Annotated in this window: 4 protein-coding genes; 2 read left to right on the forward strand and 2 right to left on the reverse strand. The window is 41.7% G+C overall.

The features are described 5' to 3' along the window. The first annotated feature begins 15 nt into the window (after positions 1-15). Together FD12_RS12305 and FD12_RS12310 are read left to right on the forward strand one after the other, a co-directional pair. Complete coding sequence (locus tag FD12_RS12305; RefSeq protein WP_056983347.1) at positions 16-507, forward strand: RNA polymerase sigma factor; 492 nt, start codon at positions 16-18, stop codon at positions 505-507. Beyond that, a complete protein-coding gene (locus FD12_RS12310) occupies positions 500-1,426 on the forward strand; it encodes an anti sigma factor C-terminal domain-containing protein (RefSeq protein WP_056983348.1) in 927 nt (308 codons plus the stop codon). Before FD12_RS12305 ends, FD12_RS12310 begins: the two co-directional genes overlap by 8 nt. A 93-nt stretch (positions 1,427-1,519) precedes the next feature. On the opposite strand, the gene FD12_RS12315 is transcribed toward FD12_RS12310, so the two are convergent. Beyond that, the gene (locus FD12_RS12315; RefSeq protein ID WP_054747093.1) at positions 1,520-2,551 is read right to left on the reverse strand and encodes a ketopantoate reductase family protein; all 1,032 of its coding nucleotides are present in this window, start codon (positions 2,549-2,551) and stop codon (positions 1,520-1,522) included. 727 nt (positions 2,552-3,278) lie between these two features. Further along, a complete protein-coding gene (locus FD12_RS12320; protein WP_056983349.1) occupies positions 3,279-12,608 on the reverse strand; it encodes a DUF7601 domain-containing protein in 9,330 nt (3,109 codons plus the stop codon). Positions 12,609-12,636: the final 28 nt, after the last annotated feature.

Raw genomic sequence — 12,636 nt, forward strand, 5'->3', positions numbered from 1 at the left:
TGAAAGGGGGTTGTCATGAAGCTCGATGGTTACGAAACATTAATTAAAAATATCTCGATTGACCTGATGCACTACTTGATCCAGCAGGGTGCCGACCGAGAGTTGGCTGAAGATGTCATTCAAGATGTCTTTGTCAAAATTCTCGAAATGGACATCATTTTGCCACCCAACGACATTCGGCCTTATATGTATCGGATGGCGCGCAATCAATATTTTGACCGCTATCGGCACCAAGCCCGATTTAAAAAACTCTTGCAATTATATTTGATCCCTAAAGCTGATCGGCCCCTTGTTCAGACCACCAGCGAACAAAATGACCAGCTCGCCAAAGTGTTGCACAAATTGGCTGCAAAAGACCGACAACTGTTGAAAGCAAAGTACCTCGACAACCAGTCAATCGACCAACTTGCAACTCAAGCTGGGAAAAGTCCGGCCGCTATCAAGATGCGCTTGTACCGCATTAGACGCAAAATCAGAAAGGTGTTAGGTGATTCTTCTAATGGATAATAAACAATTTGAAAAAATGGCATTTAAAGTCAAGTTAAAAAGATGGCTCATCACCATCTTAATTGTGATCATCACTGTGCCAATTATGTTTGGAATTGGCTACAAGTTTACTCAAAGTCTCGCTGGGCACCAGACTCAGCTACTGAGTAACAAAATGGAAACTGTTCAAGAAATTGCGGCTCCCAACATTCAAATCAGTGACCAAGCACTCGATGATTCTTCATTTTGGGGAGGTAAAGTTGTCAGTCATCAATACAAGGAAATTGACGGCTATCATATTCCATGGTCCACCATAGTTGGGCAATACAATTGGTCCTTCAACTCGATACCCACTACTAGCCTGATCGACACCACCCCGACCGCGGCCTATACCCGATTAACCCAACAAAAGATTCCACTATTTTACAATAACAACGTTGCCAAGCCCAACGTTAAGAAAGCCTTCGAACTGCCAGCCGTTGCCAAGATGACCGGATACGTTGCCGAAGTCGCAATCACCTTCAAGAAGCCTCTCACTTACCAACAAATTCAGGCTCGGCTCCCCCATAACCTTCGGGCCGCCTGGTATTGGATAGGCGTTAGCGGCAAGGCCGACCCCACCTTCGAACAAAATAACTTTTTGGGGATCCAGTCAGGACTGCCAGCGGGCAAGTTATCCAGCTTAGACTATCGTTATTTCCAGAAATCGCTCAAAAAAGTATCAGCTTCCACTCTGCACTCATATAACAATTTCTCGTTAAGTGGCTATGCCCATAAATATGCCAAGCAGCACCCAACGTTAAAACAGGCTAAATTTGCTGGCGTGATCGTAACGGGGAAAAGTGAGAACTTTAAGGCTTTACGCAACCGTTCTTGGATTACTGAAAGTTCTGTAGGAGCCACGATTAAGCGGGTTCCTTATATCAAACCGACTTACTAAGCAAATAACCAAAACGAGATCCAGTTAGCCACTGACATTGATCAGTCCTAACTGGATCTCGTTTTTCACTTACTTTTAGAAATAAACTCTAACCTAGGCGTCGGCCTCAACCTTTTCCGTCTTAGCTTGCGTCTTCTTTGCATTTTCTGCGTCCAACACCGACTTCATATAACCATCCACGTCAAACGTGCCGGCAAATTCAGCCAAATGAACCAAGTTTCTCAAGAAATCATGGGTCTTGGCTTCATAATGGTACTTGAGGCCTAAATCATAGATGTAACCATTGATATAATCAACCTCAGTCTGGCGATTCTTGGAAATGTCTTGGTACATCGATGGGAAGTGCAGTGGGTTGGAAACGGTGCTGACATATTTGACGGTTTCCCACTCCTCTTGGCGCGTATTGAGTAGGGTAATCCCGGTTCGTTCGCAGACGTCAAAGGCCTCATCAATTAATTGAACGCCCAACTTTTGGGCAACTGGGGATTGAATATACTCACCCATCCGGATCTTAAACATCGTGCAAAGCGTATTGATCACGGAATTGAAGATGACTTTGGCCATTAAAGTGCCTAAGAAATTGGTGGTCAAGTTGGGATTAAGGCCTGCCTGTTGGAATTCATCGACAATCTTATGGGTCATTTCATCCGGTTTTTCAGTTTCGTTGGCGATGTTCATCGACCCGGCTCCCTTAGGGCCAATGAAGTCAACGTCACCGGCTTTATTTAAGACAGTCCCGATTAATGCGGTGCCACCAAGCAGCCGTTCTTTAGGAAAATATTGATTTAATTTGTCAACGTGGCCCATGCCGTTCATGCAAGTGACGACATACTGGCGGTCGTTAAAGAAACGCGCAGACCGCTTCAAGAAATCAGCTAACTGATACTGTTTGGTGAAGACGATTAAAACATCCGGATCACCTTTGTATTCCTCTGGATAATAGACATTCACCGGCACAAGGTGCTTATTTTGACCATCCCGGGAAACGTAAACACCCTTTTGCTTGCGAATGGTTTCAACCTGCTCGTCCCAAGTGTCGACAAAATCCACGTCAAATCCTGCTTCTTGCAACAATACCCCATAACGCAATCCCATTGCACCTGCACCTAATACTGTATATTTCATATCTAATACTCCCTTTCTTGATTGACTATTATGTAAAAACTGTTTGAATGTCCGTTAAAGTTGACGGTGGTGGGCTCAGGTGATAGATCTTTGGAAACCGTGCCAAGTGATGCTTTGCTGGGTGGAAACTTCCGCATATGCCCTCTTTCTAGGCAACCGAGTCGAATGATGATCCGCCGGGCAGAAGATTTAGGCAACATAGCCGAATGATGCTCCACGCAATTGACGCTAACATCTAAAGCACTTCGGACTAAAACCCAAGCCCAGGGTTTCAGCCCGAAGTACTTTAGATACCGCGTCAGCCCATTGCGTTCCGCATACTACAAAAAAGTCGCCCCCTCATCATTTCTGATAAAAGGACGACATTTGGCCGCGGTACCACCTTCATAGACACATTGTGCCCACTCGTTAACTGCTTTAACGGACAAGTCCGAAGTTGGCTTACTCATCGCTCACCAACTTAGAGGTAAAGCATGAAAGTCACAATCGTTAAATTCAACACCATCTCTCAGCCGCCGAATGGTTTTTCTGTCGAAGAATGTTAACCAAAGCTTCTTTCAAATTGATACCTCGTATTATGAGAGGCGGATTAGAAATTGTCAATAGTATTTTAAAAATAAATATGAATATTATTTTTTGCCTAACGCAAAAAGGGCTCCGGTCGCGATCCAGAGCCCCTTTTTGTCATTTCATTGGATTATTATTTTTCTCATCAATTCATTCCTTTCTATTTTGCATTCTTACGTTTTGTATAGTAAATCGTTCCAATTACCGCTAACATAACCAAGGCAATCGCCCCGATAATCGTGTACAATTTGTCATTTGCTTCGCCAGTTTGTGGTAAAGCTTGCTTGCCGGTGTACCCGGCTGACGGTAAGCCTTGGGGACTGGTGATTCCATTGGTTCCGCTGCTGCCACTGGTTCCATTTGTGCCATCACTGGCTGGTAAGGCATCCGGTTCGTCTAAGGTTGCACTTGAATCCGGTGTGTCTTCATCAGCAGGTAATGGTAATTCAGCTTCATCTTCTTCGATATCGTTGTGGTAGCTGATGGCATCATTGTCACCCGTTGCCGTTCCAAATACGTGAGTGCCGGTATAGGCCGCACCGCGTTTCGTTACGGTCGTCACATAGCCATCCTTGGTGTAATCCTGTTCGGAAACTTCATAGCGGGCGCCCATTGGTAAGACAAATTTGATACTTTGACCATGGGTTAACGTGAACTTGGCATTACCACCAGTAATGTTAATCATGCCGCTGGTTGGCGTGCCGCCATTCGTCGTTATCTGGGTTTTAAAGGTCCCATCCAGTGGATTACCTGCTCCATCAACAGCTTCTAAGCTAAAGTTGAAGGCCCGAGTGCGGTCACCAGTTTCGTTCACGAACTTGTTAACGGAGAATGATCCCATGCCGATGTCGCCATCCTTGGTGTTGGTAAATTCGACCGTACCGTTTTGGTCAGCAATCATCTTGAAGAAATCAGTTGTCATACCGTTAGTGACCGTGCTGCCGTTTACCTTGTAGGAAGCAGCGTAGTCGCCAACATATTGTTCGCCAACCGCGTAAGTGTGCTCGATCGGCAAGCCGGTTACGTTCAATGATTCATCAGCCCGTAACGTGATCACATCAGACTGCCCATTCTGAATGTTAATGGTCGTGTTGCTGGTGTGACCATTTTGTTGGGTCTTGACTGCCTTGTAGGTGCCGCTTGCCCCAGAATAAATTCTGAAGTTGAAGACGCGGTCCTTATCAGTATCAGTGAGGCCGTCGCCGGCAAGCTTTTTGCTGATCTTTAAGTTGGCAGTGTCGGGGGCTTGTTTACTGTTGGTGAAGAGGACTGGGGTGGTCTCTTGATTCATCATCTCAAACTTCGTTGTTTGCTTACCATCTTGATTCTTAGCGTTGTTGACCAGCCAGTTAGTCTGGAAGTCGGTTGCCCCTAACTCAATTACTGAGAATTTAGTTTCAAGTGGCAGGCCGGAAATGGTGAGCCGCTCATCGCTCTTCAAGCTAATGGTATTTGATTTACCATTCTTGAATTCAATCTCAATATCTTTAGTTTGAGTACCATCTTGGTTAACCTTAGTTGCTTTGAATTCGCCAACAAGATCCGTCAACACTTGGAAATCAAAGGTCTTATCCTCATCCGCTTCCGTAATGCCAGATCCGGCAAGCTGTTTTTGGATGAGCAGACTGCCAGTTTCTGGAAGATGCTTGGTGTTGATGAACTCAACTATGGCACCCTCTTCGCGGAGATCGAAATCAGTAGTCTCACTCTTCTTAATCACTTGACCGTTGTTGAGGCGGTGAGTAATTTCGAAACCTTCAGCAGTCTCTTCATCTTCACTTATAGTGAAGTCCACATCAAGTGGGAGACCGGAAATAGTGAGCGTTTCGGTATCGCGAAGTTCAACGTTCGCAACCCCCTTTGTGAATTCAACCTTAGTATCTTCTTTACGACCCGCTGCCGTCTTCTTTACAGCGTCGTATTCGCCATTCACTTCAGGAGAATCTGCTGTAATGGTAAAGTTGAAGCGTTTGTCACTGTCTTCTTCGGTTATGCCGTCGCCAGCGAGAGTCTTGGTAAGAACTAGTGAGCTGGCTTGTTTACTGTTTAAGAAGAGGACAGTTGTCTTGTCGTCTTTCTTCAGCTTAAAGTCCTTAGTTTCTTTGCCTTCATGCGATCCGGTATCATCCATCTTGTAATGAGTCTCAAATTCTGCTGCATTAGTTTCAGTTACAACATAATCAATATCAGTCGGTAACCCATAGATCACAAGACGTTCTCCAGCCTTCAACTTAATTGTGTTTGAACTACTATTTTCAAAAGTAACATCCTGACTTGACTCTTGCCCATGATCATCAAACTTAATTGCTCGGTATAAACTATCGTTGATTTTCTCGTCAGTTTTTATTTGGAATTCAAAAATCTTGTCTTTATCTTTTTCAGTAATGCCATTACCATCCAATAACTTGGCAATTTCTAAAGATGCCCCGTCACGGGTATTGATGAATTCAACAGTTACTTGAGTTTGGTCAGCAATCGTAAGAGGATCAGTTGAATTTCCCTGACTTTCCACTTTTCCATTCACCTTGTGTGAAACAACGTATTCCACACCTTCAAGCATTATTTCTTCAACAATGTATGAATAGTCAGCGGACAACCCACCAATCTCCAGTGATTCATCACCTTTCAAAGTGATGTCTGTTGCAACACCGTCTTTAAATGTAACGTCTTCTTTAGCAGTTCCAGTATCGGTATATTTCCAAGCACTAAACTTGCCGTTCAGTTTAGCGTTCCCGTTTAGTACAGTCGCGGAAATCTTGAAGTCAAAGGCTTTCGTCTTATCGCTTTCCTTAATACCAGCACCTGCCAAAGTCTTACTAATTTTCAAACCAACGTTCTTCTTTGTATTAATGAACTTAACCTTAGAAGGCTTATCCTCGTCCGTTATAAATGAATCAGCCTTATTCCCTGGCTTCTCAGAACTCCCATTCACAATGTAACTTGGGTTGTACCCAAAAGCATTTGTTTCAGTAATTATCACTTTGGCGCCATTCGGAAGCCCCAGAATGGTCATCTTCTGATCGTTCTTGATTTTCAACCGAGTGGTTTCTTTGCCATCAACGGCTGCGACTTTACCCTCTTCAAACTTAATTGAACCAGTCTTTACCTCACCATTAGTTTGTTCGAGTTTGTATTGAACCTCTTTGGTGAGTGGTTTATTTTCACTATCATTGGCCATCACATCAAAATTGAATGCCTTGTTGTAGTCTGACTGGCTTAGGTTGTTCCCCACAACCTGTTTCTCAATCTCCACAACCGTTCCCGGCACATGGTTATTGAAAATGAGAGGTGGGAGACACGGCTGATCACAGTCATTATTGTTCAATTCAACCTCATGTGAATTGCCCTTTTGTTTGTGGTTGCCGTATTGATGACTAACATCATAGCCTTCAGTCTTTTCAATTACCTCGACATTCAAGCCTTTAGGGAGATATATTGTGATTGATTGATCGGCCTCAAGCTTAATTGTCGTTTTATAATTAGAACCGTCCTTCTTGAATTCTAGTTGGAATTCCTCATCTCCATCGCTCATGATGGCATTGAATTCTTTTGAAGAGCCCCAATTCTGACCCGGATTCTTGATTAAGACATCGAACTCAAATTTCTCATGCTTCGGCGGGACAACACCGCTAATCGTCTTCTTGATTGTTAACGGGATATATCCCTCATTGATATTTTCAAACAGAATCGAATTTTGAACGTGCGGTCGATTCAATTCGATTGTTGCATCTTTACCTTCTTTACGTGGTTCACCTTCAACATGAGTAAAGGTATCAAACTTACCATCAGTTGTCTCAACAACTTTAAATTTAGTCGCCTTTTCTGGTAATCCAAGGATCACCAGCTTTTGCCCATGTTCTAATTTGATGTCTTCAGGGTCAGTTTCACCATACTTAATCCGTGTCGCCTTCCCATCTTCATCAAAAGTAATTTTTCCAGTATTATTTACGGTCGTGCCACTGCCAGCATTCTTAACCAACGCTGTATACTCATTACCTTTGATACCAGAGTTAAGTGTCTCTTTGTCCACGCCTTCAACAGTAAACGTGAATTCTTTAATGCTTTCAGGAATTTCGCCACTGACAGATTTTTCAAATTCAAAGGAGTTTTCTTTTTGTTCATTGATGAATTTGAGGTGTTTATCATCTGCGCTGATAGGGCCAACAACGTGGTATTCTCCATCCTCTTTAGCTTCGTTTTCACTATCATCGTTGATTTTGTAGGCAGTATGAGTGTATTGACTATCCTTTTTTTCATAAACTTTCAAGTATACGTCAGCAGGCAACTGAATGTTATTGTAGTTTTCACCAGTCTTCAGTTGAATTGCTTGTTCTTTGCCATTACTATCAAATTTCATCGTATCACTGACACCGTCTTTGAAGACAAAGTACATAGCTTTATCTGAACCATCCGAGTGCTTAAGTCCTTTGATATCTCCAGTGAAGTCTTCATCAACATTACCTTTTTGGTCGGTCACTTCCAACTTGAAGTCGAACTGTTTATTTTTATCCTCTTCGTTGTTGACGTTTGGTCCTTCAATTTTCTTGGAGAAGGAGAAGTGGGTTGTTTTGTACTCGTTGGTAAATTTAACAATGCCAATTTTAGGCTTCTGTCCTTGATCAAGTTCAAAAGTATCAGTTTCCGTGCTTTCATTACCATTAACACTTACACGATGAACGTTTGAAATCTTATGAGTCGTGTTATACGAGCCATTCTTCATTTCAATCACTTGGTAAAATTGGCTTTGTGGCAAACCTGTAATTGTAATGACTTGGTTGTGCTTGATTGCAGGTAGGCCTTGAGATTTCCCTTTCACAAATTTAACCATGCCAGATCTGCCATCATTGACTTGGTAGTTGAATTGCCCATTAAAGTTATCATTCAATTTGCCATTGTCATCGTTCACAAGAACCGTAAAGCTGAATTGATCATTCTCGACAACATTTTCCTGATTGGTTACAATCTTTTTAATCTGTAATTGACTGGTTCGTTCATTCTCAACATCTATACAGAATGTACTTTGATTGTTACCTGTGCCTTGGGCATCTTTAATAGTAAAGTCATCGGAAATAAAGTTTCCATCATAATTTTCAATGCCACTCACTTCCACAACTTGATAAGTTGCTTGATCGTACAAGCCTTCAAATGATACAAATCCATCCTTATCGGTTTTTCTAATTTCACTCACAGGTACATAGGAACCACTATCACCTTTCCTGTTAACTTGGAAGCCAACACCCTTTAGTGGATCGCCGGTTATGGCATCACGCTTTTGAATGTTAACCGCAAAATTTGTGAAATATCCAGAAACGTCTCCTTGAGAAACAACTTCTTCCTTTTGTGAATAATCACCTGATTTTAATTTTAATTCGATCTCGTTACTATAAGACGTTCCAACAGTGTTATCGACAACAGTATGGTATTCAATCATTAAAGGCCCATAAACCTTATAATTCCCATCAAATTCAATTTCCATGGTATTCAAGTCACTGGAATAGTTGACCGTAAAATCCGTTCCTTCACTTAGAGGATCACCGTCTTTTACATATTCAACTTCTCCTGACTTATTGGCAACAAATTGTTTTTTTGCTTCATATATTTTTAATTCGTAGTTTTTATCGGTTGTCTTTAAATGATGGTGACTACCACCTTTAATCGTATCCTTAATTTTTACCGGATTATTTAGTTTAAAACTGTTCCCATTAATCACGACGTCCCATTTCAGAGCCGAAACTTTTCGCTCATGATCTTCTTCTTGAATCGTAATTGGATCCTTCAAAAGCTGACCCGATTTATTCAAGAGATACCCATTATCGGTATAGGACAGATTAGCAGTTGTTTTAAAGCCCCGGTTATCAACTTTGATTCCAACTTCATTATTAAAGGTCCAGGATTTTAAATGCTCATAAGTCTTATCATCATCAAGCCCCAAACCAGTCACTTCAGATTGATAGTTCAGTTTAAAGACTTTTTTGCCAGCCTGTTGATAAATTGTATTGTAGACATCTTCCTTTAGTTTCAAAATAAACTGAACTTCTTGTGGTGACTTCGGATCATTTTTTTCAACACGGATTGTGTAATCCGTATTCTTATTGAGCTTAGTTTCATCACTAATCGAATATCCATTTGAACCAATTCGATTTAGCGAAACTTCCAGTTTATCCAATAAAACATCCACAATTTTTTGCAAGTCCTTAGATTTCAAATCTCCGGCAGCATCTTTAATGACATCCTGACCAACTTTATCGGTAATATCAATTCCATCATCAACTAAAGCCTTTTTCTCATTATTGCCAAAGTACTGACGATAGTTGAAAATAGTCGTCCAATCAATCAGCTTATCATTGAAAAAATGATTAGAAAATGTTCCTGCCTTGGTGATATTCTTCTTGATTTGACTTGGAATACCCTGACAGCTGGAAACATTACCGTCATCAATTCCTTCGTAATCAATGGATGCGGTATTACAGATATTTTTCAATTCATTATTTGAGTTGCTTGCTGCATAAATCTTTTCTTTATCCATTGGAATATCAATTAATCGAATACTGAAGGCCTTCTTATCAGCTGGTAAATGATCAACATGAATAATAATCTGATCATTTTGATACCTAATCGTGAATGCTTTTTTGAAAGGTTCACCTGCCGACTTCCAACGCGCATCGCCATTTTTGGTAACTTCATAATCGATCTTGTCTTCATCTCTATCAAAAAATTGAAGATAGTTTACCGCTTCTGATTTTAGTCTCCCGTTTTTCTGGGCAATCTTGTCATAGTAGGCCTTATAATCCAGGTAATTGTTTTCCCCAGGTTGAGGATCCTTTATGGTAAAACCATTCTCAACCGGTCGATCTGATTGATTAACCAAGATTTTCCAACTAGTCATCATTGTTTGCCAATTAATTTCTTTCCAAGCTTTGTCATTCAACGTTGGCTTAAATAAATGCCCCTTTTGGTGATCATTCCAAACAACATGATTGGACAAATTAAGGTAATGTTCATCCTCAACTGATCCGTTAGGCTTAACCAGATACGTTAGCTGATACGTTCGAGTTCCCCCTTCGTTAGGTGGCACAATTGAAGGTTTAAACTGAATCGTCATTGTCTGCCCATTGATTGTGGGACCATCTTTGCGCCAATCGGATTGTGCAACTCCGTCTCGAAACAACTTATAATCGTTTGGATCTGAAGAAAACTTGAAGTTTGTTGAATTCAGCGTATCCGTCATGGTCAAATTAGTCTGCCCATGCTTAACCGTAAAGGCAACCGTATATTTGATATTCCCATTGCTATCTCGTTCAGCAGTCTTTTTCAATTGGGCGTTTTTTCGACTGATAGTTGCCTCGGTATCAAGAGTTGACAATTTCTTATCCGTGTCAATAACCCTAGCAGATTGCACCTTTATCTTATTTTTAAATGTTTCTCGTGTAAGATCAGTTGTCGGGGTCTGCATTTCAACAACAATTTTAGTGATGTCCTTAATTTCAAGTTCGGCACTCTTGAAATACATGAACTGTTTGTTATCTGTTGGGTCCGAAGTCAAAATATAGCCGTATTTATCGCTACCTTTCTTGATTTCGACGGGATCATCTTCAGACGAATAGACTGTAAAGGTATAGACAGCGTCGCCCTCTTTGTCCGTTTTCGCATAACCCTCCCCAAATGTATCTTCAAGGACTACTTCAGAAGCCTTTTCACCATCCTTAGTTTGAAAGGTAGATGTCCATACAAGTTTGTCTAAGTCTGTAACTCCACTCGTATTATCCTTAAAAAATTCGCCTTCCTTTTTTATATTGATAAGTTCTTTCTCAACTTCAATTCGGCCATCTTTAGTTACATTCTCGCCAAACGTAATGTCCTCTGCATCAGCGTTAATTTCTGTTTGAAAATTTGCAGCATACCAAATGTTTGCTTGTCCTTCTAATTCACCCGGCAAGAAGACAATTGTCACTTTTTGCACATCATCCCTGTCTGCATCTTCAGAATCATTGCTGGCCTTCATCATAACGCGACCAATTGTTTTTCCTTGATATTCAATAAACTGGTCAAATTTACCACTGCTGCCATAGTTATATTTCAAGCCTTTAAGTTTGAATTCGTAATAGTCACCATTTTGAATTGTTTCAACGTTGGTATTCTTTTCAATGGCAGCAATATTCCATTTATAGTCAATTTGAACATTCTTATTTGTTCTTAGAATTTCCGGTAGTGATTTCGTATCATTCAGGACCGGATCGATTGGTTCTGTTTTTGGCTCTCCGGCCGCATTTTTATATGATATAGTGATCGAGTCGAAGAACTTGGGGTTCGTACTCCCATTTATTTCATCCGTAATATTTCTCACCATGCCATTATCAAACGTCTGCATTACTGGCAATTTTTTCTTTAGGTCGTCACCTTCATCCTCACCGTTGACAGGATCAGCTTCAGTGCTATCACCACCGGTCACTGCCCGTTTGGCACCATCAACATTAGCAATACTTGGTGCTTGAGGCGTTTGACTCTCACGATTGGTTCCCGTTTGATCATTATTATTCATAGTTGAATTCATGCCAGGATTGTTTGATGACTGATCATCGGTTTTCTTAGCATCCTCAATCGCCTGGCGACTCTTCTCCTCCGCCGCCTTCTCATCTGCCTCACGTTTTTCCTTCACAAACTCTTTGGCCTTGTCAGCGTCAGATTTTTCTGGCATGTCAATGGCATCTGCTTGCGAGGAATTTTCGTCAATTTCAGCTTCTTTCTTTGGTTCTTCTGCCACGGGCTGCTCAGTGGCTTCCTCTTTCTTGTCAGCCTCTTTCTGTTTGGCATCTGCCTGCTTCTTAGCTTCTTCTGCTTGCTTCTTGGCATCTTCAGCCTGCTTTGCAGCTTCCGCCTGGTCGCTGGCAGCCTCATCTCGTTCAGCTTCCGCCAGCACTTTATTTACCAAATCATCGTCCTGCAAATTGCCGTCAACTTTGCCTTTGTCAGGCGTAGTGGTTTCCTTGCTCTTTTTGGAATCCTTGTCAACCACCGTCAACGTCGGCAGCTTCACTTCCCTTTCATCAACCGTAAACGTCAATTCACGGTGGTCCACTGCCTGATTAAATTTCACGGGCAAAACAACTTCCAGGTCAGTCCGACCAACAGCGTGTTTCCACTGAATAGTGGAATCCTTGCCATCGATATCGACAACAACCTGGGTCCTGCCATTATGAAATTTGTATTTCTTTTTATCAATCCGCAAAACGTCCTGATCATATTCAAACTTAACCTTACCGGCCTGTGACAATGAGCCCACAGTCGTATCGAACGCCAAGTTTGCCTTGTCACCCACCTTAGCGTTACTCACTAACTGCCGCTTATCATCAATTAGCTTGGCATTCTTTGCGGCGATTTCATCGGTCGAAACCACGTCAGCCACAGCTGCACCAGCAGTGTAAAAGTTCCCAAACACTAAGGTCAGGACTCCTACAAATTGAACGATAAAACCTTTCTTAAGTACTTTCATTATATTTCCCTCCGTAGTTGTATGCGAT

This window comes from Lentilactobacillus rapi DSM 19907 = JCM 15042 (assembly GCF_001436255.1).
GTDB lineage: Bacteria > Bacillota > Bacilli > Lactobacillales > Lactobacillaceae > Lentilactobacillus > Lentilactobacillus rapi.

Excerpts from the sequence above, each read along its gene's own strand:
- FD12_RS12305 (WP_056983347.1), top strand. The coding sequence starts at position 16 with ATGAAGCTCGATGGTTACGAAACATTAATTAAAAATATCTCGATTGAC.
- FD12_RS12320 (WP_056983349.1), bottom strand. The coding sequence starts at position 12,608 with ATGAAAGTACTTAAGAAAGGTTTTATCGTTCAATTTGTAGGAGTCCTG.
- FD12_RS12310 (WP_056983348.1), top strand. The coding sequence starts at position 500 with ATGGATAATAAACAATTTGAAAAAATGGCATTTAAAGTCAAGTTAAAA.
- FD12_RS12315 (WP_054747093.1), bottom strand. The coding sequence starts at position 2,551 with ATGAAATATACAGTATTAGGTGCAGGTGCAATGGGATTGCGTTATGGG.